Origin of the sequence: Arcticibacter eurypsychrophilus (assembly GCF_001730525.1) — a bacterium.
Lineage (GTDB): Bacteria > Bacteroidota > Bacteroidia > Sphingobacteriales > Sphingobacteriaceae > Arcticibacter > Arcticibacter eurypsychrophilus.
In genome coordinates, this window is the sequence record NZ_MDFN01000019.1 from 63,862 (window position 1) to 89,004 (window position 25,143).

Below are 25,143 nucleotides of genomic sequence, written 5' to 3' on the forward strand. Positions count from 1 at the left end.
TTACAAAGGGTCGGATGGCCGAGTGGCTAGGCAGAGGTCTGCAAAACCTCCTACAGCGGTTCGAATCCGCTTCCGACCTCACAGGATAAAAAAATATTAAAAAAAAAACAATGGGAGTTACACGTTTAAAGAGAAAAGACAGAAAAAATAAAACGGTTGCACGCCTTGATGTTCAGTTTTTGAAGATTGGCAGCAATATTGAAATTGGTAGCCGTTCTAAAGAATCTGCAAGCAGTCAGGTAGCTAAGAACAACGCCGTTCTTGCACAAGTAATTGCGGCTCAGGCTAAATAAGAATAAGTTCGTCTCTATGGCCGATACATAAAAAAACCAGATAATTAATTGTCTGGTTTTTTTATGTTCTTTATTTTTAAAAATGCGGATCAATTGTATTTGATTTCAGGGAAATGATCGAAACTTATTTTATCTTTTAAATAAGCTCTGATCAAATTTATTACATTGAGTCCCTTAGTTACGCTGATTCGCCTTCTTGTATCCGTTTAAGCAGTGCCTGGTTGATCTTTTTAACCAACAGTGGTCCTTCATAGATAAAACCGGTATATATCTGCACTAATGATGCTCCTGCATCCAGTTTATCCAATGCGTCCTGCGCGGAATGGATTCCCCCTACTCCTATTATTGGAAATGCTTTATTTGACTTTGTCGCTATGTACCGGATTACTTCGGTAGATCGTTTAGTTAGTGGTTTTCCACTCAATCCACCGGTTTCGGATGTTAACGCAGCGGGTGATTGCAAGTTTTCTCTGGATATCGTAGTATTGGTAGCAATTACTCCGGCGATTTTAGTTTCGGTGACAATTTCTACTATGTCGTCCAGTTGATCATTAGTAAGATCTGGCGCGATTTTTAATAGAATGGGACGTGATGCTCCATTTTTATTATTACGTTCCTGTAGGGTGTTTAAAATGTTCTTCAAAGGCCCTTTCTCCTGCAGTTCCCTTAATCCTGGTGTATTTGGAGAGCTGACATTGACAACGAAGTAATCCACCACATCAAATAAGGCATCGAAAGCTTTCACGTAATCATTGACGGCTTCTTCATTGGGCGTTACTTTATTCTTGCCGATATTGCCACCTATGATCAATCCTTTACGTTTTAGAAACTTTAAACGGGTAGCTGCAACATCTGCACCCTCATTATTAAAACCCATTCGGTTGATTAAAGCTTCATCCTGTGGCAACCTAAACATCCTGGGTTGGTCATTTCCCGGTTGCGGCAATGGAGTAACAGTACCAATTTCTATAAATCCGAAACCGAGATGGGATAATTCTTCTACCAGTGTGGCATTTTTATCGAATCCGGCACCAAGACCTACTGGGTTTTTGAATTTTAGTCCGAATACCTCTCTTTCCAGTCTTGGATCTTCCAGTTGGAAAATACTCTTTTGTATATAAGCAACGCCCGGTACCCGATTTCCGTTTTTTAACAGAGAGGTAACCACATGATGTATATTTTCTGGAGCGAACTGAAAAAGTAAGGGTTTTAATAATTGATACATAGCGCAAAATTACAGCAGTTTTAGGGAATATTTCTTTCTTTTTTTATTTATTTAAGGGCAAAGGACTTTTATAATAGTAGTTTTATGGCTTAAGAAGATGGCTTGATGAAAAATTATTTATCACTGGTACAGACAGAAGATGGCTCAACGACAATTTTTAATGCATTAGTTGGGGAAAACTATCATTCTATGCATGGTGCGGTACAAGAGAGTCAGCATGTTTTTATCCAGGCGGGGTTGAATTATTTTATGTCGCAGCATCCTGAAAAGTGTATTTCTATACTGGAAGTTGGATTTGGTACTGGTTTAAATTATTTGCTAAGTGCGGATTATTGCCTGGAGAAAGGAATTGAGTTGTATTATACGGGAATAGAAGCTTATCCCCTTCCTGATGAATTGATCTTTTCTACGGCTTATAATGAGTATGTATCTGAAGCTGTTTGGGAAAGTTTTAAATCTGCTTATCAAAAAGCTTTACTAGCTCCTATGCAAATCAATACAGATGATACGCTGGAAGTAGTGCCTATTATGTTATCGGAATTTTCAACAGAAAAAGTATACGATATTATCTATTTTGATGCGTTTGCAACAGCAAATCAGCCCGAAATGTGGTCGTTGGAAGCACTCACACATGTCACCAGATTTATTAAACCCGGAGGAGTTCTGGTAACTTATGCCATCACCGGAAATTTAAAGCGAATTATGAAGTCATTAAATTTTTTTATTGAAAAGGTCCCCGGTGCGCCTGGAAAAAGAGAAATGCTAAGGGCCACAAAGCTACTCTAAGCTATTGGCGATGACATAACCGGATGCCCAGGCCCATTGAAAGTTATATCCGCCAAGCCAGCCTGTAACGTCTACACACTCTCCGCCAAAATATAAACCTTTAACTTTCTTTGATTCAAGGGTTTTGGATGAAAGCTCATTCGTATCTACTCCTCCGCGCATCACTTCTGCGCGATCGTATCCTTTATCACCTGCTGGTTTTACCTTAAAATAATGAATCTGCTGTTCAACCAGCTGCAGATCGACCTTATTTAATGAGGATAAATTTTTCTCTACAGGAAGGTATTTAGCCATTGCATCTGCAATTTTGCGGGTGTATAGCTGCGACAAGAGATTGAGTAAGGTTTTTTTACCATTCTGCTTTCTCTCCTGCTCAATGAGCTCAAGAATGTTTTGTTTAGGTAAAAGATTGAGTTCTATGGATTCTCCCGGACGCCAATAGGATGAGATCTGCAAGATGGCAGGTCCACTTAATCCCCAATGGGTAAACAGAATATTCTCTTCGAAGCTGATCTGGTCATTGCTTACCCTGCAGAAAATGCTGTTTCCAGATAAACTGGCAAACCAGTCTGCCTCTTTTCCTGTAACCGTTAAGGGCACTAGTGCCGGAGCAGTGTTTATAATATCCAGACCGAACTTTCTTGCCACTTTTAATCCGAAATCAGTGGCTCCAAGTTTTTGGATGGGTAAACCACCAGAAGCGATCACTACGGCAGCTGAACGGATGTTTTTTAACTTGCCCCGCTGTTCATACTGAATGGTGAAGGTGCCATCGGCATCTTTATCTACGGCTTTTACCTCGGACAGTGTCAGGATTTGTTGTCCCAACTGCTCACACAATTGGGTGAAGACTTCGACAATATCTTTTGCCTTGTTACCTTCGGGGAATAACTGGCCTAATGTTTTTTCTTTTCCTGAGATGCCGTATATTTTAAAAAAGCTGATGGTATCTTCGACAGTCCACTGGGAAAAAGCTGATTTACAGAAGTGTTCGTTCTGGGAAATGAAATTGGCTGAAGTACTAAAAAGGTTGGTATAGTTACATCTTCCGCCTCCGGAAATGAGAATTTTGGCTCCGGGTTCCTCATTCTTTTCGAGGATAATTACTTTTTTACCCAAGTATCCGGCCTGGACCGCACACATTAATCCGCAGGCACCAGCTCCTATTATAACAGCATCAAACATGGGGCAAATATAAAAGTTTTGTTTTCATGCTATGATATGTATATTTGTAATCCCGGTTTTAATCAGGAATCCAGTATATGACAACTATGTTTACATGCCATCATCGTCTCCATCATCGCTCCGAAGCGATATAACCAATGCATGGTTTCGAATGAAACAGATGATTCCTGAACAATCCTTATTGGACTGATTAAATAATAAAATATCTTGAAAACACTCAAAATCGCTATCCAGAAATCGGGTAGGTTAAACGAAAAATCGGTAGAGCTTCTTAAAAACTGCGGCCTTAGTTTTGATAATTACAAAAGCTCCTTAATTTCTCCTGTATCAAATTTCCCATTAGAGATTCTTTTTTTAAGAGATGACGATATTCCTGAATATGTACAGGATGGTATTGCTGATCTTGGAATTGTAGGAGAAAATGTCATCAACGAAACAGAAGTTGATGTAGCCTACCTTCAAATGCTGGGTTTTGGTAAATGCTCATTGAAGTTGGCCATTCCAAATAATGGAAAGATTACTAAGCTGGAGGATCTGAATGGTAAAGCTATTGCCACTTCTTATCCAGTTATTCTGGAGAAATTTTTGGCTAATAATAAGATCACGGCAGATATCAGAACCATCTCCGGATCTGTAGAGATTTCTCCGGGACTGGGATTAAGTGATGCAATATGCGACCTTGTTTCTACGGGTGGAACGTTGAAGAGCAACGGATTAATTCCATTTGGTGATGTCATGCATTCGCAGGCGGTATTAATCGGACGAAAAGGTGAGGAAGAAAATCCCCTTATCGTTGAGTTAATGCAACGTGTTCAATCTGTTTTAAGGGCAAAGGAAACTAAATATGTGGTTTTAAACATTGAACGTAAAAATCTTGAAGCCATTAAATCATTGTTAGACGGAATTAAAAGCCCTACGGTAGTGCCATTGGCAGACGAGGGTTGGGTAGCCGTCCACACTGTTATTGCTGAAAAAGATTTTTGGAGTAAAATTAGCCAGCTTAAAGCTGTAGGTGCCCAAGGAATTGTTGTTATGCCTATTGAAAAGATCATTTTATAGTGTTATTAAAAACGTATTCATATTCAGACTTATCAACTGCAGAAATTAACAGGTTAATTTCGCGGAATGCAGATGCAGATAATAGCATCACTGAGCAGGTTGAACAGATTATCTCGATGGTTAAAATTAATGGAGATGAGGCTTTAATTGAACTTGCTGAGCGTTTCGATGGGGTTAAACTGGACAAGCTTTTTATTGATCAGGAAGAGATTAAAAGTATTGCAGCGACTATCGGTGCGGAGCAAAAGGCGGCTATTGATACTGCGTTTAAAAATATTTTTGCCTTCCATCAGAGTCAGCGTCAGCAGGAGAAGCCTGTTGAAACGATGCCTGGTGTAACCTGTTGGCGGGAAGCCCGAGCAATTGAGCGTGTGGGCTTATATATTCCAGGTGGATCGGCTGTACTGCCAAGTACTTTTTTAATGCTGGGGATCCCAGCCAGGATTGCAGGATGTCAGGATATTGTGGTTTGCTCACCTCCACAAAAGGATGGAAGGGTTAATGTATACCTGGCTTATGTAGCCGTTTTGCTCCAGATTGACCGGATTTATTTGGCAGGTGGTGCTCAAGCAGTGGCAGCGATGGCATACGGAACCGCCAGTATTCCTAAAACGGATAAGATTTTTGGCCCCGGTAACCAATATGTCACCAGGGCTAAGACTATTATACAGTCCAGCACCCAAACGGCAATTGATATGCCTGCAGGACCTTCAGAAGTGTTGGTTATTGCGGATGAGCAGGCAAATATTGAATTTATTGCTGCAGATCTGCTTGCGCAGGCAGAACATGGTCCAGATTCGCAAGCTATTTTGGTAGCTACATCCCAATCCGTTATTGACCAAACAAATTTGGCTCTGGAAAGACAAATGCAGGTTTTGCCAAGGAATAAGATAGCAGCAAAGGCTATTGATAACTCTTATGCGGTGCTGACTGCTGATTTAAATGAGGCAATTGCATTTAGTAATTTATATGCTCCTGAACATTTGATACTGGCAACAGGAGATTGGAAAGCACTAATTCCAGGTGTAAAAAATGCCGGTTCCGTATTTTTAGGAAATCTGACACCTGAAAGCGCCGGTGATTATGCATCAGGAACGAATCATACCTTACCTACCAGTGCTTATGCCCGATCTTATTCAGGTGTTTCATTGGATTCCTTCATCAAAAAAATTACTTTTCAGCATATTTCTCCTGAAGGTATTCAGCATATTGGTCATACTGTAGAAGTGCTTGCTGAACTGGAAGGTTTGCAGGGACATAAAAATGCAATGACATTGCGCATGAATCAGGAAGATTAACCAGCATAAAAAATGGAATTTGACTTAAAGAAACTTCTTCGGACGAATATATTGAACCTTGTTCCTTATTCGTCGGCACGAGATGAATATAAGGGAGAGGCCTCCGTTTTTCTGGATGCGAACGAAAATAGCTATGGATCACCATTAAGCAGGAATTATAACCGATATCCCGATCCAATGCAACAAGCGGTAAAGGCAAAATTGAGTTTGATCAAGGGAGTTCCTATTCCGAATATTTTTCTTGGAAATGGTAGTGATGAAGCGATAGATATTCTTTTCAGGGCTTTCTGCAGACCGGGAATCGATAATGTGATCCTGTTACCCCCAACCTATGGGATGTATGAAGTATCTGCCAATATTAATGATATACAAACGAAGAAGGTACTCCTGACGCCTGAATATCAGATTGATATGGAGGGTGTTGCTGAGGCAATTGATGAGTATACGAAGATTATATTTGTGTGTTCGCCAAATAATCCTACGGCTAATTCGATCAACAGATCAGATATTGAAACACTCATTGCAAACTTCAGTGGTTTAATAGTGGTGGATGAGGCTTATATTAATTACTCCAGACAAAAGACATTTATTCAGGAACTGACAGAATATGGCAACCTGGTAGTTTTGCAAACGCTTTCAAAAGCTTGGGGTCTTGCAGGAATACGAATGGGGATGGCTTTTGCAAGTGAGGAGATCATTGAAGTATTCAATAAGGTAAAACCACCCTACAATATTAATGAAGCATCTCAGCAGTTAGCACTTGAAGCTTTAAATAATGTAGATCAGGTAAACGATTGGATACGTGAGCTGATTCTTCAACGAGAGCAGGTTATTTCTAAACTAATTGAGCTTCCCTTTGTCTTAAATATCGTTCCTTCGGATGCAAATTTTATACTGGTGAAGATGGTTGACCCATTGGGAGTTTATAGGTATTTGGTTAATAATGGAATTATTACCAGAGATCGTTCGAAAGTGCAACTTTGTGAAGGCTGTATCCGTATTACTATAGGTACTCCAGAAGAGAATGTGTTGCTAATTAATACGTTAATGGCTTATTTGAAGAGCTGAAAAAGAATAAAAAAAATGGATAGCAACGCTAAACGCAAGTTACTTTTTATAGATAGAGACGGGACACTCGTACTGGAGCCAGAGGATTATCAGGTAGACTCTTTTGCGAAGTTGAAGTTTTATCCAGGTGCTTTTAAGTATATGACCAAGATTGCTGAAGAGTTGGATTTTGATCTGATCATGGTTACAAATCAGGATGGATTAGGAACAGATTTACATCCGGAAGCCAATTTCTGGCCTGTTCATCACTTCATAATGAATTCATTTGAAGGAGAAGGGGTTGTTTTTAAGGAAGTGATCATTGATAAAAGCTTCCCTCATGAAAATTTGGCAACCAGAAAACCCGGTATAGGTTTATTGACCCATTTTTTTGATAAAGAAAAGTACGACCTGCTTAACTCCTTCGTTATAGGGGATAGAATTACAGATGTTTTATTAGCTAAAAATCTGGGAACAAAAGCGATATGGATTAAACAAGACGACGCTTTAGGGATCGAAGAGATAACAGGTAAAGCAGCGGAATTGGATCCATATATTTCTATATCCACTACATCATGGAAGGACGTGTATGAGTTTCTGAAGGTAGGGAAAAGAATAGTTGAACATAGACGAACAACGAAAGAAACGGATATTCTGGTTAAGATAAACCTGGACGGAAAGGGCGATGCAAAGATCAATACAGGTATTCCCTTTTTTGATCATATGCTGGATCAGATTGCACGTCATGGTAATATAGATCTGGAGATTGAAGCCAGAGGTGATTTGCAAATAGATGAACACCACACAATCGAGGATACAGGGATAACTTTAGGAGAGGCAATAGCTCAGGCTCTTGGCGATAAAAGAGGAATTGAACGGTATGGTTTTTGTCTTCCAATGGATGACTGTCTTGCACAGGTGGCTATAGATTTTGGTGGAAGGAACTGGATCGTATGGGATGCACTGTTTAATCGTGAGAAGATTGGAGATATGCCTACTGAGATGTTTTATCATTTTTTTAAATCTTTTAGTGATGCCTCCAAATGTAACCTGAACGTGAAAGCTGAGGGGACAAATGAGCATCACAAAATTGAAGCAATATTTAAGGCTTTCGCAAAAGCAATTAAGATGGCAACCAAGAGAGACGTGGATAATATGCGGTTACCAAGTACAAAGGGGCTTCTCTAATTTAATATTTGTACATGATAGGAATCATTAATTACGGAGCTGGAAATATTTTCTCATTGACTGCCGCCTTGGACAGGCAGTGCATTTCTTATGAAATGGTGGCTTCGGCAGTAGATTTTGATAAATACGACCATTTTATCATTCCTGGAGTAGGACATGCAGGAGCAGCAATGCGGAAGCTGGAAGAAAGCGGGATGGTGGATGCAATTAAAGCTATTGATAAGCCTGTATTAGGGATCTGTGTTGGTATGCAACTGATGACTGAGTTTTCGGAAGAAGGTAATTCTACTTTATTAGGAATTATACCGGTTAAGACTCTGCTTTTTACAAATGACCTTAAAGTAAAGGTTCCGCACATGGGATGGAATCGTGTTTATACGCAATCTGATAATCGCTTATTTAAAGGTATTCAGGATGGAAGCTACTTTTACTTTGTACATTCCTATTTTATAGAATTTAATTCTACTTTTACAGTCGCTTTTGCAGATTACGGTTTGAAGTTTTCTGCCGCATTTAGCAAAAATAATTTTTATGGTGTTCAGTTTCATCCTGAAAAATCAGGAGAGGCTGGAGAGCAGTTACTTAAAAACTTTTCAGAATTATAGAAAAATATGTACATAATCCCTGCAATTGATATTCTGGACAAGAAAGTTGTCCGTTTACGTGAAGGAAACTACGAGAGTGCCACATTCTACGATGTTACTTTAGAGGAAATGATAGAGCGTTATCAGTCAAATGGAACTGAATTCGTTCATATTATTGACTTAAATGGAGCAAAAGGAGACTTCAGTAATCAGGAATATTTGTTTGATATTATCAGGAATACTGAAATGAAGGTTCAGTATGGTGGTGGAGTGAGAAGTATTGATAAGGTGAAAGAACTTATTGATGCAGGAATCCATCGGGTGATCGTAGGAACGCAAGCCATTACTAATCCTGATTTTTTACTTGATTTAAGCAAGGCTTTTAACGGAAAGGATCAGGCAGCGAGTTATCAGGATCAGATCGTGGTTGCTATTGACGTTCTTGATGAGGTGATTAAATATTCTGGATGGATGGAAAGCTCCCCTATTAAACTGATGGATTACGTTGATACGTGTTTGAATCTCGGTTTTTTTCGTTTTTTATGCACAGACATCAATAAAGATGGAAAGCTAGGTGGTGCCGGAGTGGAGCTATATCAGAAATTGCTGGATCATTCACCATTTATCAAGCTTATTGCTTCCGGAGGAATCAGTTCAATGGAAGATATCAAAGCCGTAAAACAATATAAAGTGGAAGCTTGTGTGGTTGGAAAGGCTATATATGAAGGTCATATCTCTATTGATGAAATAAAAGACTGGAATTTAAAATCATTAATTTCTTTTTAGTTGGTATCAAAACGAATCATCCCTTGTCTGGATGTCAAAGACGGCAGAACCGTTAAAGGCGTTAACTTTGTGAATTTAAGAGATGCGGGTGATCCTGTAGAACTTGCTTGGCAATATTCCAGACAGGGTGCAGATGAACTGGTATTTCTGGATATTACGGCTACCAATGAACGTAGAAAAACAATGGTAGAGTTGGTGAAATCAGTAGCCAGACAAGTAAATATTCCTTTTACAATTGGTGGAGGTATAAATGAGTTATCTGATGCTGACGTTCTTTTAAATTCAGGAGCCGATAAAATTTCAATTAATTCGGCAGCAGTACGGAATCCAGATTTAATTAATCAATTAGCGGCTGCTTTTGGTAAGCAGTTCGTCGTGATTGCTATTGATACCAAATATGTAAACGGAAAGAATCTGGTTCATTTAAATGGCGGTCGTATTGCAACAGATATAAATACAGAACAATGGATTAAGGAGGTTGAAGATCGTGGCGCCGGGGAGATATTACTTACTTCCATGGATCATGATGGAACAAAAGCCGGTTTTGATACTCATTTGCTAAAAAAAATAAATCAAACCTTATCCATTCCGCTGATTGCCTCCGGAGGTGCAGGGAGTATGCAACATTTTGCTGACATCTTTTTAGAGGCTAATGTAGATGCTGCCCTTGCAGCATCAGTTTTTCACTACGGTGAGATTCTAATTCCTGATCTCAAAAGGGAGCTAAGGAAGCAAAATATTGAAGTAAGATTATAATAATTATACTAATGTCTATAGACTTTAAAAAAGGTGATGGTCTCATACCAGTGATCATTCAGGATGACAAAACACTTGAAGTGTTGATGTTGGGTTACATGAATGACGAGGCCTTCGCAAAAACAGAAACTGAAGGTAAAGTTACCTTTTTCTCACGTTCAAAGAATCGTCTCTGGACGAAAGGAGAAGAAAGTGGAAACTTCCTATATGTAAAAAGTATCGATATCGACTGTGATCAGGATACGGTGTTAATTAAGGCCGATCCGATTGGCCCAACCTGTCATACCGGCTCAAGAAGTTGTTTTGCTACTTCATACAATCAAAACTTTATCTTTAAATTAGAACAGGTCATCGCAGATCGTTACGACAATCCGAAGGAAGGTTCTTATGTAAACAGGATGCAGGCCAAAGGCTTGAAACGAATTGCACAGAAAGTTGGCGAAGAAGGTGTTGAAACTGTAATTGCTGCTCTAAGTGAAACAGAGTTTGATTTTATAAACGAATCTTCCGACCTGCTATTCCACTTGCTTATGCTGCTTCGTGAAAAGAATATTACACTTGAAACGATAGCGAAAAATTTGGAAGGCAGACATAAGTAGTTTTTTTTATGATAGAGATTGAACAATTCGCTTTATTACCCGGACATCAGAATTCAATTTACAGTGTAGAGCCGGGAATTGAACAAGGGGTATTTTATACTGCCGGGAATGATAAAGGAATAGTTCAATGGAATCTGGAGCATCTTAACCCTGCAGTTTTGCTTCCTGTGAAGAGTTCTGTCTATGCAATGCATGTTTCTGAAAAGAATAGACTTTTAATTTTTGGAGAGCGGAGTGGTCAGATTAGTATCTATAGCTATGATAAAGCTGAGGTAGTAGCCCGGATTACGCATCATCTTAAACCTGTTTTTTGTCTGACAGAACTGACAAGTAAGAACGAAATTATTGCTGCTTCTGAAGATGGAACGGTCTCTGTAATAAGTAGTATTGATTATACTTTGAAGTATAATTTTAAGGTTTCAGAAGATACTGTACGGTGTATGGCACTAAGTTCAAATGAGCAGATTATTGCTTTTGGATGTAAAGACAACACGATCAGGATTTATAATGCAACAAATTATTCCTTTATAACAAATTTAAATGGACATACAGGGCCAGTGACATCATTGGCCTTCTCTCCTTCTTCAGACGATCATCTGCTTTCGGGGGGACGTGATGCAAAACTTATTCTTTGGAATGTCGCTAATTTTACTCCTTTAAAAGAAGTGATAGCTCACATGTCTACGGTATATGATATCAAATTTCATCCCTTTGCTCCCATCTTCGCCACCTGTAGTCAGGATAAAAGCATTAAATTATGGGATTTAAAAACTCTAAAATTACAAAAGATCATCAGCAAAGAAAAAGGATTTATAACCCATTCACATTCTATAAATAAAATTGCATGGACTAAAGATGGTCAATCTTTAGTATCAGTGGGTGATGATAAATTGGTGATAGTATGGAGTGTAAAGGTTAGTTAAAAAACCTTTTTATAATTCTTAACCGATGAGTATGGCGGTTAAGATCTTTGCTAAAGATTCCCTGACCATCGATTAAATCTATCTTTACTCTACCCGAAGCATGAATAATTTCTTGTTCGTTTAGTAAAATCCCGACATGAATGATGCGCCCTTCTTCATTGTCAAAGAAAGCAAGATCTCCCGGTTTAACTTCCGGTAAAAAGTCAACTATTCTTCCCTCTTCTGCCTGTTGCCATGCGTCTCTGGACAATTTAATTCCAAGCATTTTAAATACTATTTGCGTGAATCCTGAACAATCTATTCCGAAGGCTGACTTGCCTCCCCATAGATAAGGCGCATTTAAAAACAGATAAGCATAGGGTTTAATGTTTTGATAAAAAGAATCTGATTCTGCTAATATGTACGGTTTTGTAAACTGGTAACTGGTACTGTTTATGGAAAACTTATTATCACTAATTACAGGTAAGGTACTTCCAGGCAGCAGATGTATAAAATCGCCATGAGGTATTCTTTCAATCGTTTGGTAAAGAACTGGTCCTGTTATCACGGAACTAGCCTGTGCCTCCACGAAACTATAGGGTACATCCTCATACTGCTTTGAATCGATCCATCCGGTATAATCGTCTGATAGGGTCTGTATCTGTGTCCATTTACTGGTGCTTTCTAAAATTTTAAAACCATCACCAAATAATAAAAAAGATAAGATTTCGCTTTTATCTGAGGCTTCTGCCCTTAAGGGTACCAGAGACAGATTACAAATACCAAATTCTGTAGTCATATTTTAATACAAAGAAATTAAAAAAATATCTCTCCACATAAAAAAACTAATACTATCTCATAAGTGTTTAAATTAGTACAATAAATATCATAAATCTTATAATTATGAAAACCCTCAATCAAATAACCAAAATATTAATTGCTGTAGAAGATAGTCAGTACTCAAATCATGCAGCCGGATATGGCTTAGACCTGGCGGAAAAGCTACATGCATCAGTTGCTCTTCTACATGTAAACGAGGTTCCTATTAACACCCCATATATTACAGATCCTTTACTTAATGAATCACAGGTTGTTATTCCAGATTTGATGGAGTTGCAGGAAGAGTCAAGTAAAAAATTATTGGAACGTATCTCTGAATCTTTCGAAGATAAAGTTCCAGTGTACACTTTTACTAAGGTAGGAAGTCCAAAGGATGAGATCCTAGCAACAGCAGAGGAATGGGGAGCCGATCTGATCATTTTAGGAACCCATGGAAGAACAGGTTTTGATCATTTTATTTCAGGAAGTGTTGCTGAAAAAGTAATTAGAAAAGCAAAATGCCCTGTATTGATCATTCCAAACAAGGAAACTGCGCAATAACTAGGAGCAATAGCTGGTGATAGTACTAGGTATAACTGGTGGTAGTAATAAGTAAAACTAGCCATATTACTAATTGAAAATCCTGCTTTAAGGTGTGAAAATTTAGCAATGATATATTAGTTCTCGTAAGAAAAGGAACATAAAAAGAAAGGATATCGATATAAAAGAGAAGAAACCATATAATGATCTCTTCTCTTTTATATCGATATCCTTTAAATTGCTTTTTTAAGCTTCAGAGTGAAGCCAATTCTTTTTAGCCAAAAGCTCTTCTTCAGTTTCTCTAACATCTTCATCATCAATACAACAATCCACCGGACATACCGCAGCGCATTGAGGCTCATCATGAAAACCTTTACATTCTGTACATTTGTCTGAAACTATATAATAAAACTCTTCAGAAATTGCTGCCTGAGTTTCTTCAGCATCCAACGTTGAACCGTCCCCAAAATCTATTACACCCTTTAATGTTGTTCCATCAGAGAAGCGCCATGCAGCACCGGCGTCATAAATAGCATTGTTAGGGCACTCAGGTTCGCAGGCTCCGCAGTTTATACACTCATCTGTTATTTTTATTGCCATGGTCTAAATGTCTTTTCCTTAACTTACTTTTGCAATGTTATATCTGCAAAAACAACGCAAATATAATACAATACTTGATTTTAACATACGACTTACATGTCAACACAACAAATAAAACAAGCTTTTACACAGTTAGGACACTATTTACGCTCAGATGATGCTCAGCTAAATGAGCTCATTAACTCTGCACAGGGTTACAATGCCTGGTTTACCCCCGAACAAGTAAATCATGCGGTACAAGCTTTGGGTAAAATGCTCAATCCATCCGACATTGAACAATGGATAGACTCAGCTTACGTTACTCATCAGCAAGAACATCAGCTAGTTACCGTTGGATTAGTTCTCGCAGGGAACATTCCTCTTGTCGGTTTTCATGATATATTGACCGTGCTGGCTAGCGGAAATAAGGCGATGATTAAGCTTTCTTCACAGGATAAACACCTGACTCCTCACATCCTTTCACGTCTGATTGAATACATGCCCTCACTTCAGGAACACATTATTTACGCCGATCGTTTGAAGGATTTCGATGCTGTAATTGCAACCGGAAGTAATAATACATCCAGATACTTTGAGTATTATTTCAAAAACGTTCCACATATCATCCGTAAAAATAGAAATAGCGTAGCCGTACTCAATGGTTCGGAAGCTAAGGATGACTTTATTGCCTTAGGCCATGATATATTTGATTACTTCGGATTAGGCTGTAGAAATGTTTCTAAATTGTTCGTTCCGGAAGGGTATAACTTTGTTCCATTTTTTGAAGCAATAGAGGAACCTTTTAAAAACATGATTAATCATCATAAATATGCAAACAATTACGACTACAATAAGTCGATATATTTGGTGAATGGAGAAAAGCATCTGGATAATGGATTTTTATTGCTTAAACAGGATGTTAGCATGAGTTCACCTTTAGCTGTATTATTTTATGATACCTATCCGTCAACTACGCAGGCAGAAGAGAAGCTCAATATTCTTAATGAGCAAATTCAGTGTGTTGTGGTTAAAGAAAAACTTGATCTTCAGAATCAACAGGTCATGTTTGGTGAAAGCCAGACTCCAAAGTTGTGGGATTATGCAGACGGGGTCAACACATTTGAATTTTTGTTAAATTATAATCCAACATTGATTTAAATGGAAAATATTAACTTTGGAGCTATGTATATCATCAAAGTAAAGGGAATAGCTAAAATACCTGATTATGTTCAGCTCCGTGATGATGAGTTTACTTTATTGGCCTACTTTAGGGTAGATCGTCCGGATAAAACACTGGATAAAATTGGATTAAGCAGTAAGAAAGAATATATAGTGACGCTGATAGAGAGTCTTCCATTTGGCAAAATAATGAAATTAGAATTGTAATATGATTGGAAATTCGATTGTAAAACTCCATAACGTAGATGTATACCAACAAAAACACCTTGTTTTATCATCTGTGAATCTGCACATTGATAAAGGCGAATTTGTATTCCTTATTGGACAAACCGGTTCAGGAAAAAGTAGTTTGATGAAAATCTTATACGGTGAGCTTCACATCACAGAAGGAGAAGGTCATGCCGGAGGCTATGATTTAAAAAAGCTTTCCGATCACGATATCCCTTTCCTAAGGAGAAAACTTGGGATTGTATTTCAGGATTTTCAGCTCTTAACCGACCGTACGGTAGAAGAAAACTTAGCATTTGTATTAAATGCAACTGGTTGGAAGGATAAAAACCTCATCAATGAACGAATTCGTGATGTACTTGAAAAAGTTGGGTTACGATCTAAACTCCGGAAGATGCCACATGAACTTTCCGGTGGTGAACAACAGCGTGTTGTAGTTGCCAGGGCATTGTTAAACAACCCAGAGCTTATATTGGCCGATGAACCAACAGGTAATCTGGATCCCGAAACCTCAGAAGAAGTGATGCTTTTATTAAAAGATATCAGCAGATCAGGGACAGCTGTCCTGATGGCAACACATAATTATAATCTGATCCGCACCTTCCCTTCCCGTATTGTAAAATGTGAAAATGGAAGAGTGATTGAGGATGTGAAAATGGTTTAATAGGGCTAAATGTCTGATTTAAGTCGCTTGTTGCTGACATACCTCGTATTTTGCTGACACCTTGACTGATTAATTAACTTGGCAAATAATTTGCCTATTCCATAAATATGAACTTTTCAGACATGTTGAAAAACAAGAAGAAAACTACCGAAGAAGAAAAAGTAGCTTTAGAAAATCAGACGCAGTCTGAGATAGAACAAGAAATAGAGCAGGTAAATGAAGCGAGAGCTTCAGAAGTCGACAGCGAAGTTGAAGCAGTGGAAGAGATCTCTGTAGAAGAGAAACTTCAGGCTGAATTAAAAGAAGCTACCGATAAATACCTGCGCTTATATGCTGAGTTTGATAATTATAAGAGACGTACCACAAAGGAACGGATCGAATTGTTGCATACTGCAGGAAAAGATGTTCTATTAAGTTTTCTACCAGTTGCTGATGACCTTGAACGTGCAATAAAGGCTATGGAATCAGTTTCTGACGTCAAAGCCATTAAAGAAGGTATTATTCTGGTAAGTAGTAAACTTAAAAATACCCTTAGCCAAAAGGGAATAAAAGAGATGGAATCTATAGGAACTGTCTTTGATGCAGATATTCATGAAGCTATAACAAACATTCCCGCCCCTTCAGACGATCTGAGAGGTAAGGTTATTGACGAAGTTGAAAAAGGATACTATCTCAACGACAAAGTGTTAAGATTCGCGAAAGTGGTGGTTGGAAGTTAATAATTATGGCAAAAAGAGATTTTTATGATATTCTGGGTGTTACCAGAAGTTCTACTGCGGATGAAATAAAGAAAGCATACCGTAAGCTTGCAATCAAATTCCATCCGGATAAGAACCCTGGTGATAATGCAGCCGAAGATAAATTTAAAGAAGCTGCTGAAGCATATGAAGTACTCAGCAATCCTGAAAAGAAGCAACGCTATGATCAATATGGTCATTCTGGTAATTCACCTCAGGGCGGTGGTGGTGGCCATATGAACATGGACGATATCTTCAGCCAGTTTGGAGATATCTTTGGTGGCGGTGGCAGTCCTTTTGACAGTTTCTTTGGTGGTGGCGGTGGACAGCAAGGTGGAAGCCGGCGCATGTCCCGCGGTAGTAACCTACGAATTAAAGTAAAGTTAACCCTGGATGAAATTGCTAAGGGTGCCGAAAAGAAAATAAAAGTTAATAAACTTATCGTTTGCCGTACTTGTGATGGTACAGGAGCGAAAGATAAATCTTCCGTTCAAACTTGTAAAACTTGCGGTGGCAGTGGAGCGGTTAGGCGTGTAACCAATACGATTCTTGGTCAGATGCAGACTAGTGCAACCTGCCCTACTTGTAATGGAGCCGGAACGCAAATTACATCTAAATGCGAATCATGTCATGGTGAAGGTGTTATTCGTGGTGAAGAAACTATTTCCATTAACATTCCAGCAGGAGTTAGTGAAGGAATGCAGCTTTCTATGAGCGGAAAAGGTAATGCTGCCCCTAATGGCGGTATCTCCGGAGATCTGATTATCCTGATTGAAGAAATCCCGCATGAATCCCTTCAGCGCGAAGGTAATAATGTAGTTTACGACCTTCATATCAGTTTCATAGATGCAGCTCTGGGTGCTTCTGTTGAAGTCCCAACCATAGACGGAAAAGCGAAGATCAAAATTGAACCCGGTACTCAAGGTGGTAAAATCTTACGCCTTAAAGGAAAAGGCGTACCAGAAGTAAACTCGTATCATCGCGGTGATCAATTGGTATATATCAATATCTGGACTCCCAAAGCTATTTCTAAGGATGAGAAAGAAATGCTTGAAAAACTTCAGGCTTCTCCTAATTTTAAACCACAACCTGGTAAAAATGAAAGAAGCTTCTTTGAAAGAATGAAGGAATACTTCGAATAAAAAATATAATTTCTAATTAAACCACCGTATGGTGGTTTTTTTTTATCTTTTTTTATGAAAAAACAAATTGCAGTCCTTGATCTTGGTACGAATACCTTTCACTTATTAATTGCTGAACTCGACTTGGAGCAATCCATAAAAGAGATCTACATGGAAAAAAAAGATGTTAAATTGGGTGAAGGCGGAATTACGGCTGGATTCATCACAGCTGCTTCTTTTCAAAGAGGTGTTGATGCGATGATAGCCTTCAAAAAGGTAATTGACAGCTATTCGATCCCTTCGGTTTATGCTACCGGTACAGCAGCTTTAAGAACGGCCAGCAACGGAAATGATTTCATTAAGAAGGTTAAAGAAGAAACAGGTATTACTATCGAAATTATTGACGGCGATCGGGAAGCCTCATTAATTTATAATGGCGTAAAACAAGCGGTGTCTATTGATCAATGCTCCCTGATACTAGATATTGGTGGAGGAAGCGCAGAGTTTATTTTATGCAACCAACAGGAAATTCTTTTTAAGAAAAGTTATCCTCTTGGTGCAGCCCGGTTAATGGGGCTTTATCATCATTCTGATCCGATCCAGGAAAGCGATATCACGATCATCCATCACTATCTCCATGAGCAGCTTGCTGATTTAAAATTAGCAGCAACAAAATACAAACCACAAATATTAATCGGTTCTGCGGGGGCTTTTGAAACATTCGTAGACCTTGCGATAAAGAAATTTCATCTCTCAGGTCGTCAATCTCTAATTGGATACACACTATCAGTGCTGCATTTTCAATCCATTATAAATGATCTAATCGGGTCTAATCATCAGGGAAGAGCAGCTAACGTAACCATTAGTCCGGTGCGGGTAGACATGATTGTTGTTGCGGCAATTTTAGCGATATATGTATTGGATGAATTAAAGATCCCGGCTGTTGCGCTCTCGACTTATGCGCTTAAGGAAGGATTGCTTTATGAAAAATTAAGCGCTTAAAAGCTTTTGAAGTTCCATAGACAATCTGAAGGTTGGTAAGCCTACCACATTGGTATATGATCCGTCAATTTTTTCTATTGCGTTGTGCCCAATCCATTCCTGGATTCCATAAGAGCCGGCTTTATCAAAAGGCTTATAGTTCCTGATATAAAATAAGATCTCATCGGCACTTAATTCCCGAAAGTATACATAGGTGATGTCGTGAAAAACATTGATCTGGTGTTTATTTAACAAGGCTACAGCAGTAATTACCTCATGTTTCCGTCCGGATAAAAGAGTAAGCATGTCGAAGGCATCCTTTTCATCTTTGGGCTTACCTAGAATAAGACCATCAATGGTGACAATGGTATCCGCTGTAATTACAATTTCTGTTTCATGCAGCACGTCGTCAAATGCCTCTGCTTTCTTCCGGGCAATATACAGGGCAACATCTGCAGGTTTAAGATCTTCAGGATAGGATTCATCCACATCTTTAAGAACCACTTTGAAATGGACATCCATTTGTTGCAAGAGTTCTTGTCTACGTGGCGACTTTGAAGCTAAAATAATAGTTGGCGAAGGAGTTTCAGGCATAGCAAAAATTAAGAAGAAGTAATGGTATCATCCTGTGCAGATGGATCAGGATCGTACCATTTACCCTGAATTTTAAGCACCTTTTCAATCACATCCCGCACACACCCTGTCCCCCCTGATTGAGCAGATATATAGTCACTAATCATCTTTACCTCTTCAACGGCATCCTCCGGACAAGCACTTACACCCACCACTTTCATCACTGGGATATCTGGAATATCATCTCCCATATATAATATATTCTCAGGAGCCAGATTATGCTTTTCTATAAATTGTTGGTAAACTTCCAGCTTTTTGTCAATACCCAAATGGATTTCAGTAATGCCGAGTCCGTTTAAACGAAATAAAACACTTGCCGAATTTCCTCCTGATATTATGCAAATCTGAAAACCGCGTTTCACCGCCAGCCGCATTGCATATCCATCCCTAACATTAAACTTCCTCAACTGGTCGCCCGATTCAGTAACCAGAACAGTTCCATCTGTTAAAATGCCATCAATATCCAGGATAAAGGCTTTAACGGCTTTAATTTTTGTTAAAAACATAGATAAATGAAAATTAAGTAAAAACGTGAATATAGCTTATAATTTGGAACGCATTATACTGTTACTCAAGATTTCGTAAATATCTTTGAGATCAGGATAATTAGTTAACAGTTCTTTATGCTTGGCTAACGTAAATAAGTCATTCCGTATAGCTGGACCTGTTTGAACTTCATTAGGTGGATGATTTTGAATTTTAGCAGCTGTTTCTGCAATTAATGGCTTCAACAAATTAAAGTCCAGGCCCCTTTGCTGAAGTATTTCCGATGAAAGAGAATACAGATGATTGCTAAAGTTACAAGCAAACACGGCAGCCAGGTGGAGTACACTCCGCTCTTCTGAAGACATCTTGTAAGCATGGTTACTTATTGTGCCAGCTAAAGTAAATAGCAGCTCCCCGACCTCCTTAGTGCTACCCTCCACAAGAACAGGAACGGATAAGAATTCCACACTCTTGTTTTTACTAAAAGTTTGTAGAGGATAAAAAACACCGTAATGAGGAGTATGCACTGCTAGCTCGTCTATAGAAACCGTACCAGAAGTATGAACAACTAGTTGATGATCAAAATTGAGTTCTGCAACTACTTGGGAAATAAAGTCATCTTTTACTGCTATAATATAAATTTCTCCCTCAGGATCAACTTTTGTTAAATCATCAGTTGCAGTAGTATGCAAAACATCAGCCAAAGCCTTCCCATGAAGAAAGGTTTTACTCCAAACCTGTAGAATCTCATGACCAGCTTCTTTAAGCGCAATTCCAAGATGAGTAGCTACATTTCCGCTACCTATTAGAACAACCTTCATTTCTAGATAACTTTAATCTCTTTATTTCTTCTGAAAATTGAAAGCAGAAATCCTACCATCATCAATATGTTTCCTGCCCAGAAAAAATTGATGAATGGAAATTTAATGGCTTTCAGTACCACCCACTTCTTCTCAGCCAAAGGTTTTTGATAAACCATTAATTCTAGTTTATTCTTATCAGGATGAACATCAGTGAAACGGAACTTAAGACCCACATCGGCTACTGTTTTTCCAAAATCAAACTTATTTCCACCTTTAAGTAAAAAGATAGGCTCTATTTCGTAGGTCTTATTTTTAGCTATTACTTGAAGTTTAAGAGCAATAGCCACATCATTTTTCCCTAAAGGGATTTTTTCAACAGTGGCATTCCGATTAATTCCTTTAACTATAATTATCCCTTCCCGATATCGAATGGTATCCCCTTGCGCTACCTCGTAAGTCGCAGGTTGGTCATATCCCTCATCTTCCGAATGACCGGTATGGTCATCATGTTCAGCAGTCTCCGTTTTCAAAGGAACACTGCTTACATGGGTATAAATATCATGCAACAGATAATGACGTGTATCAGGAGAAGCTACAATGGTCTGCATTTTTGCATTCTGTTGCGCATTCGGATAAAGATCAAACTCCTCCATCACCTTACGGGTAGTCTGATTAATAGTTTTATAGTTGATTTTATAATACGTATTCACTCCTACCGTAGAATCTCCTTTATAAGTAACAGTATACTGATCCATGCGGACCGGCTCATTTTCATAAAGAATAATATTTTCCTTCGCATTATTGCTTTTGTCAAACTCATCGCCAAAACCAACACCCGAGGTATTAATGGACACTACTTTACTTGTTGCAGCAGCCACAAGAGCCCCCAGCAAAAGGAAAGCAAACCCTATATGTGCAATGGATGCCCCTGCCAATTTCCATTTACCTTTTAGGGCATCAATGAGAAAAGGAACATTACAACACAGCGAAAATACAGCAGCAAAAGTAAGTATCACATACATCACATTATGATACACATCAGCAATATAGGCAAATGCGCTTGTAATCATAACAGCAATGATTATGATCATAACCAGCTTGATGTAAAGCTTACGCGGATCCGTATTCTTGTATTTCAGATACTGAGCGAAACCCGAAATTAAACTGATTACAATAGCAAACGGCACCTGCCATTGATGATAATGCTGAAAAACATTTGCTGGTGGAGCTATTTTTGTTCCAAAAATAGCATTGAATACCGGAATGGAGGTTGTTGCAATCACCTGAATACAGGAAACCGTTAATACCAACGCACCAATGAAAAGCCAAAACTCACGTGAGTAAGTCTCTTCATCCTTTTTTGTAATCGGTAAATCTTTCCATCGTGCAATCAGAAAACCAACTGCCAAGATAAAGAACACGAGCAGATAGGTCAACAAATGCCCAAACATGCCCAGATCGGTAAAGGAATGAACCGACGTTTCACCCAGTATTCCGCTTCTGGTTAAAAAAGAAGCATACAATACCAGGACAAAGCTGATCAGCACCAAAAAAGTAGCCGTGAAATAAGAATGTCCGGAGTTTTTATAGGCAATCATCACATGAACTGCAGCAATCAACGTAAGCCAAGGAATAATGGAAGCATTTTCCACAGGATCCCATGCCCAGAAACCACCAAAGTTTAAGGCTTCGTATGCCCAGAAAGAACCCATGATAATCCCTGTACCCAATACCATCACCGCAAACAAGGCCCATGGTAAGGCTGCAGTGACCCATTCCTTATATCGTTTTTGCCAAAGACCAGCAATGGCATAAGCAAAAGGAACGATCATAGAGGCAAAGCCTAAAAATAAAGTAGGGGGATGAATAACCATCCAATAGTTTTGTAATAATGGATTAAGTCCATTTCCATCAGGAATTAAACTTAAATAATCGGGCCTCGAAAATATTGGTCCTTCTACAGCATCACGTAAAAGAATAAATGGAGAACTTCCAATTCGTAATCCAAGGATCTCAACTCCCAATAACATAGATGATATAAATACCTGGGAGAGCATGATGATGGTCATCACCGGATTTTCCCATGTACGGGCACGCTGTATTAAAACGTTTGTAAGTACCGATTGCCAAAACATCCACAACCAGAAGCTTCCCTCCTGTCCTTCCCAAAAACTTGATATAATATAATAAACAGGTAATGAGCGTGATGAATGTGCCCATGCGTAGTTATACTCAAAGTAATGACTGTAGATAATATAAAAAAGAGAAGCACCAATTCCAACAACGGCGAAGGTATTGACCCAGGCAGACAGACGTGCAATACGCTTCCAGGAATCGTCATTCGTATCTTTTACAGTAGCAAAATAGTAAGAAATGGCTGATATGAGCGCAGAACCAAAAGTAAGTATAATGAAGAATTGCCCAAGTTTCCCTGGTAGCAGGTGTTCTCCCGCAAATTGTATATCCATTTAAAAAATTATCTGTTTAAGGCAGCTGTGTGTTCAACTTCCTGAACCTCCATTTTGTCCTTATTGTATTTGGAAGGACATTTCATGAGAATTTTAGAGGCACTAAACTCATCACCAATCATTTTTCCGGTAAGCACAACTTCTTCGGATCGTTCAAAATCCTGAGGTTTGGCACCTGAAAAAACTACTTTACATTCTTTACCCTGTTTATCTACTAAATAAAAAGCAAAATAATTAGCGTCAACTTTAGGATTGTATATCAAGTCCTTACTCTTGTTTAGCGTTCCCACCACATGGAGCTCAGTTTGACTTTCTCTGGCATCAGTAAAAGAGCCATAAGTACTTGAATCTGCGTACGTACTTATAATAACCCCTATAGCGATGGCAATAATTATAATACCAACAATAGCACTTTTTTTCATTGAATCCCCGATCTAACTATTCATTAAATAGAATAATGTCAAAAATACAAAACAGGAATCATTTGTACCAAATTATTGATCCTCAATTGTCATCTGAAATCAATACTCCTAAAAATTTTACATTAAACTAAGGCCATATTCCCATATTCATGTAGGAAACAGCAACTTTATTAATCGCCCCAACAAAAGCAGCTGTGCGCAAATCGTTTATATTTTTATTCGACATCTTGATCTCTCTGATCTCATGATAAGAACGAACCATCGTTTCCTCTAACCCAGAATTTACTAATTCCAACTCGGAAGGACCTTTAACAATTAGTCCCCTTTGTTCTAATGTTAAATTCATACCCGTCATTTTCTCCACCATCGTTACCAGGTTTGAATTGGCATTTTCCTCATAACGTTTGTCCATCCTGCCAAAAGCAACATGTGAAAGGTTTTTTAACCATTCGAAATAGGAAACAGTTACCCCTCCTGCATTGCAATACATATCCGGAATAATGATTCCTCCATTTTTTACAAAAATAGCAGCAGCTTCAGGTGTAGTAGGCCCATTTGCGGCTTCAGCAATAATTTTAGCTTTAATCCGGCCTATGTTGGTGATCAGAATCTGATTTTCCAATGCTGCAGGTACCAGTATATCGCATTCCTGCTCTAAGCCTTCGCCTGAAGTTACAAACTCTTTTTTTGCCCCTGCAAAACCTAATATAGTACCTGCCTCTTTTCGATGAGCAACAACAGCTTCTAGATCAAGGCCATTTTCATTATAAACAGCACCTTCATATTCGCAAAGGCCTACGATTATAGCACCCAATTCAGCTAAATATTTAGCTGTATGATAACCTACATTCCCTAATCCTTGAACAATTACACGTTTGTTGACAAGTCCGGTTGTGAGCCCTAATGCCTTCATATCCTCAGCCACATTCATACATTCGCGAATAGCAAGAGCTACTCCCCTTCCAGTTGCCTCACGGCGACCATGAATGCCATGTAAAGCAATTGGCTTTCCGGTAACACAACCCATAGCATCCAGTTGTCCGGGATTCATGGTGTTGTACGTATCAGCAATCCAACTCATTTCACGCTCACCCGATCCATAATCTGGTGCAGGAACGTCAATAGCAGGACCAATAAAATTCTTTTTAACCAATTCTACTGTATATCTCCTGGTAATATTTTCCAGTTCAGCTACAGAATAATTCTTCGTATTTATTTTAATTCCCCCCTTAGCACCGCCAAAAGGAACATTTACGATAGCGCATTTGTAAGTCATAAGGGCAGCCAGAGCCATTACCTCATCCTCATTCACCATATCGCTGTAACGGATCCCACCTTTTGTAGGCGACATATGGTGCGAATGTTCAACCCTCCAGGCATCAATAACCTGTACGCCGTTTCCTTTGCGGATCGGAAATCGAAAACGATAAACACTATTGCAGGTTTTTATCTGATCGAGCAAGCCTGCTGAGTGATTTGTAAATTGAGAGGCATGATCGAAAAATGAGCATACATCATTGAAGAAATTTGTAGTTGGAATCGAAGACATAACAGGAAGATTAATTCTTTTTTTCGAGCTTTTTAACTTTTCTGTCGATAGAAAACAGGTAGCCAATTAAAGCCAATAGTATAATAGTAATCACAGCAACCACCACGTAGATTTTTCCTGATGAACGTAATTCATCAGCCATATCCACACCCGAGGTTGATTGTGCCAGAGATGAGATTGCTGTAAATAAAACCATAGAGGCAGTAACGAAATATTTTCTCATCTG

General features: G+C 38.7%; 29 protein-coding genes and 1 tRNA gene. 19 read left to right on the forward strand and 11 right to left on the reverse strand.

Annotated features, from left to right (window positions below):
• Window positions 1-8 precede the first annotated feature (8 nt).
• Window positions 9-79, forward strand: a tRNA-Cys gene (locus BFL47_RS11745).
• A gap of 31 nt (window positions 80-110) precedes the next feature.
• Window positions 111-293 (forward strand): spore protein, encoded by a 183-nt coding sequence (locus BFL47_RS11750; RefSeq protein WP_069659990.1) that lies wholly within the window; start codon window positions 111-113, stop codon window positions 291-293.
• 178 nt (window positions 294-471) lie between these two features.
• Here the strand turns inward: BFL47_RS11750 and BFL47_RS11755 are convergent, their stop codons facing one another.
• A complete protein-coding gene (locus BFL47_RS11755) occupies window positions 472-1,518 on the reverse strand; it encodes a quinone-dependent dihydroorotate dehydrogenase (protein WP_069659991.1) in 1,047 nt (348 codons plus the stop codon).
• Window positions 1,519-1,623: 105 nt separating this feature from the next.
• Between BFL47_RS11755 and mnmD the strand changes: the two genes are divergently transcribed.
• Complete coding sequence (gene mnmD, locus BFL47_RS11760) at window positions 1,624-2,304, forward strand: tRNA (5-methylaminomethyl-2-thiouridine)(34)-methyltransferase MnmD (RefSeq protein ID WP_069659992.1); 681 nt, start codon at window positions 1,624-1,626, stop codon at window positions 2,302-2,304.
• On the opposite strand, the gene BFL47_RS11765 is transcribed toward mnmD, so the two are convergent.
• On the reverse strand, window positions 2,296-3,489 hold the full coding sequence (locus BFL47_RS11765) for a BaiN/RdsA family NAD(P)/FAD-dependent oxidoreductase (protein ID WP_069659993.1): 1,194 nt from the start codon (window positions 3,487-3,489) through the stop codon (window positions 2,296-2,298). The genes mnmD and BFL47_RS11765 overlap by 9 nt on opposite strands.
• 207 nt (window positions 3,490-3,696) lie before the next feature.
• On the opposite strand from BFL47_RS11765, the gene hisG reads away from it, so the two are divergent.
• The 9 genes from hisG to BFL47_RS11810 are packed head-to-tail and all read left to right on the forward strand — an operon-like array spanning window position 3,697 to window position 11,729.
• On the forward strand, window positions 3,697-4,548 hold the full coding sequence (gene hisG / locus BFL47_RS11770; protein WP_069659994.1) for an ATP phosphoribosyltransferase: 852 nt from the start codon (window positions 3,697-3,699) through the stop codon (window positions 4,546-4,548).
• Window positions 4,548-5,846, forward strand: a complete 1,299-nt coding sequence (gene hisD, locus BFL47_RS11775; protein WP_069659995.1) for a histidinol dehydrogenase — start codon at window positions 4,548-4,550, stop codon at window positions 5,844-5,846. The genes hisG and hisD overlap by 1 nt, the downstream gene beginning before the upstream one ends.
• Window positions 5,847-5,858: 12 nt before the next feature.
• On the forward strand, window positions 5,859-6,914 hold the full coding sequence (gene hisC, locus BFL47_RS11780) for a histidinol-phosphate transaminase (RefSeq protein ID WP_069659996.1): 1,056 nt from the start codon (window positions 5,859-5,861) through the stop codon (window positions 6,912-6,914).
• 15 nt (window positions 6,915-6,929) lie between these two features.
• On the forward strand, window positions 6,930-8,081 hold the full coding sequence (gene hisB / locus BFL47_RS11785; protein WP_069659997.1) for a bifunctional histidinol-phosphatase/imidazoleglycerol-phosphate dehydratase HisB: 1,152 nt from the start codon (window positions 6,930-6,932) through the stop codon (window positions 8,079-8,081).
• 14 nt (window positions 8,082-8,095) lie between these two features.
• Window positions 8,096-8,686 (forward strand): imidazole glycerol phosphate synthase subunit HisH, encoded by a 591-nt coding sequence (hisH, locus tag BFL47_RS11790; protein WP_069659998.1) that lies wholly within the window; start codon window positions 8,096-8,098, stop codon window positions 8,684-8,686.
• 6 nt (window positions 8,687-8,692) lie between these two features.
• The gene (locus tag BFL47_RS11795) at window positions 8,693-9,451 is read left to right on the forward strand and encodes a 1-(5-phosphoribosyl)-5-[(5-phosphoribosylamino)methylideneamino]imidazole-4-carboxamide isomerase (protein ID WP_069659999.1); all 759 of its coding nucleotides are present in this window, start codon (window positions 8,693-8,695) and stop codon (window positions 9,449-9,451) included.
• The gene (gene hisF, locus BFL47_RS11800; protein WP_069660000.1) at window positions 9,452-10,207 is read left to right on the forward strand and encodes an imidazole glycerol phosphate synthase subunit HisF; all 756 of its coding nucleotides are present in this window, start codon (window positions 9,452-9,454) and stop codon (window positions 10,205-10,207) included. It abuts the gene before it with no gap.
• A gap of 11 nt (window positions 10,208-10,218) precedes the next feature.
• Entirely contained in the window at window positions 10,219-10,806 is a 588-nt protein-coding gene (hisIE, locus tag BFL47_RS11805; RefSeq protein WP_069660001.1) for a bifunctional phosphoribosyl-AMP cyclohydrolase/phosphoribosyl-ATP diphosphatase HisIE, read from the forward strand.
• 8 nt (window positions 10,807-10,814) lie between these two features.
• Window positions 10,815-11,729 carry a WD40 repeat domain-containing protein gene (locus BFL47_RS11810; RefSeq protein WP_069660002.1) on the forward strand — a complete coding sequence of 305 codons (915 nt, stop codon included), beginning with the start codon at window positions 10,815-10,817 and terminating at the stop codon, window positions 11,727-11,729.
• On the opposite strand, the gene BFL47_RS11815 is transcribed toward BFL47_RS11810, so the two are convergent.
• Window positions 11,722-12,507, reverse strand: a complete 786-nt coding sequence (locus BFL47_RS11815) for a C40 family peptidase (protein ID WP_069660003.1) — start codon at window positions 12,505-12,507, stop codon at window positions 11,722-11,724. The two genes, BFL47_RS11810 and BFL47_RS11815, sit on opposite strands and share 8 nt — an antisense overlap.
• Before the next feature lie 104 nt (window positions 12,508-12,611).
• Here BFL47_RS11815 and BFL47_RS11820 point away from each other — a divergent pair, with 104 nt between their 5' ends.
• On the forward strand, window positions 12,612-13,088 hold the full coding sequence (locus BFL47_RS11820; protein WP_069660004.1) for a universal stress protein: 477 nt from the start codon (window positions 12,612-12,614) through the stop codon (window positions 13,086-13,088).
• 225 nt (window positions 13,089-13,313) lie between these two features.
• Here the strand turns inward: BFL47_RS11820 and BFL47_RS11825 are convergent, their stop codons facing one another.
• Entirely contained in the window at window positions 13,314-13,667 is a 354-nt protein-coding gene (locus BFL47_RS11825; RefSeq protein ID WP_069660005.1) for a 4Fe-4S binding protein, read from the reverse strand.
• A 96-nt stretch (window positions 13,668-13,763) separates the two neighbouring features.
• Between BFL47_RS11825 and BFL47_RS11830 the strand changes: the two genes are divergently transcribed.
• From BFL47_RS11830 to BFL47_RS11855, 6 genes are all read left to right on the forward strand, one after another.
• Window positions 13,764-14,804 (forward strand): acyl-CoA reductase, encoded by a 1,041-nt coding sequence (locus tag BFL47_RS11830; RefSeq protein WP_069660006.1) that lies wholly within the window; start codon window positions 13,764-13,766, stop codon window positions 14,802-14,804.
• A 24-nt stretch (window positions 14,805-14,828) separates the two neighbouring features.
• Window positions 14,829-15,032, forward strand: coding sequence for a hypothetical protein (locus tag BFL47_RS11835; RefSeq protein WP_040300169.1), 204 nt, complete (start codon window positions 14,829-14,831; stop codon window positions 15,030-15,032).
• Between the two features lies 1 nt (window position 15,033).
• Window positions 15,034-15,717 (forward strand): cell division ATP-binding protein FtsE, encoded by a 684-nt coding sequence (locus tag BFL47_RS11840; protein WP_069660007.1) that lies wholly within the window; start codon window positions 15,034-15,036, stop codon window positions 15,715-15,717.
• Between the two features lie 122 nt (window positions 15,718-15,839).
• Window positions 15,840-16,436 (forward strand): nucleotide exchange factor GrpE, encoded by a 597-nt coding sequence (locus BFL47_RS11845; RefSeq protein ID WP_069660033.1) that lies wholly within the window; start codon window positions 15,840-15,842, stop codon window positions 16,434-16,436.
• 5 nt (window positions 16,437-16,441) lie between these two features.
• Window positions 16,442-17,596 carry a molecular chaperone DnaJ gene (gene dnaJ / locus BFL47_RS11850; protein ID WP_069660008.1) on the forward strand — a complete coding sequence of 385 codons (1,155 nt, stop codon included), beginning with the start codon at window positions 16,442-16,444 and terminating at the stop codon, window positions 17,594-17,596.
• Between the two features lie 54 nt (window positions 17,597-17,650).
• On the forward strand, window positions 17,651-18,577 hold the full coding sequence (locus BFL47_RS11855) for a Ppx/GppA phosphatase family protein (protein ID WP_069660009.1): 927 nt from the start codon (window positions 17,651-17,653) through the stop codon (window positions 18,575-18,577).
• Here BFL47_RS11855 and BFL47_RS11860 read toward each other — a convergent pair.
• The 7 genes from BFL47_RS11860 to BFL47_RS11890 form a co-directional block, all read right to left on the reverse strand.
• The gene (locus tag BFL47_RS11860) at window positions 18,566-19,150 is read right to left on the reverse strand and encodes a Maf family nucleotide pyrophosphatase (protein WP_069660010.1); all 585 of its coding nucleotides are present in this window, start codon (window positions 19,148-19,150) and stop codon (window positions 18,566-18,568) included. The two genes, BFL47_RS11855 and BFL47_RS11860, sit on opposite strands and share 12 nt — an antisense overlap.
• Before the next feature lie 8 nt (window positions 19,151-19,158).
• Window positions 19,159-19,695, reverse strand: a complete 537-nt coding sequence (locus tag BFL47_RS11865; protein WP_069660011.1) for a KdsC family phosphatase — start codon at window positions 19,693-19,695, stop codon at window positions 19,159-19,161.
• 36 nt (window positions 19,696-19,731) lie between these two features.
• The gene (locus BFL47_RS11870; RefSeq protein WP_069660012.1) at window positions 19,732-20,496 is read right to left on the reverse strand and encodes a Rossmann-like and DUF2520 domain-containing protein; all 765 of its coding nucleotides are present in this window, start codon (window positions 20,494-20,496) and stop codon (window positions 19,732-19,734) included.
• 2 nt (window positions 20,497-20,498) lie between these two features.
• A complete protein-coding gene (locus BFL47_RS11875) occupies window positions 20,499-22,946 on the reverse strand; it encodes a heme lyase CcmF/NrfE family subunit (RefSeq protein ID WP_069660013.1) in 2,448 nt (815 codons plus the stop codon).
• Window positions 22,947-22,954: 8 nt separating this feature from the next.
• Window positions 22,955-23,368: a cytochrome c maturation protein CcmE domain-containing protein gene (locus BFL47_RS11880; RefSeq protein ID WP_069660014.1), complete on the reverse strand. Its 414-nt coding sequence runs from the start codon at window positions 23,366-23,368 to the stop codon at window positions 22,955-22,957.
• Between the two features lie 127 nt (window positions 23,369-23,495).
• Window positions 23,496-24,917 (reverse strand): Glu/Leu/Phe/Val family dehydrogenase, encoded by a 1,422-nt coding sequence (locus tag BFL47_RS11885; protein WP_069660015.1) that lies wholly within the window; start codon window positions 24,915-24,917, stop codon window positions 23,496-23,498.
• Window positions 24,918-24,927: 10 nt separating this feature from the next.
• A complete protein-coding gene (locus tag BFL47_RS11890; protein WP_069660016.1) occupies window positions 24,928-25,140 on the reverse strand; it encodes a CcmD family protein in 213 nt (70 codons plus the stop codon).
• Window positions 25,141-25,143: the final 3 nt, after the last annotated feature.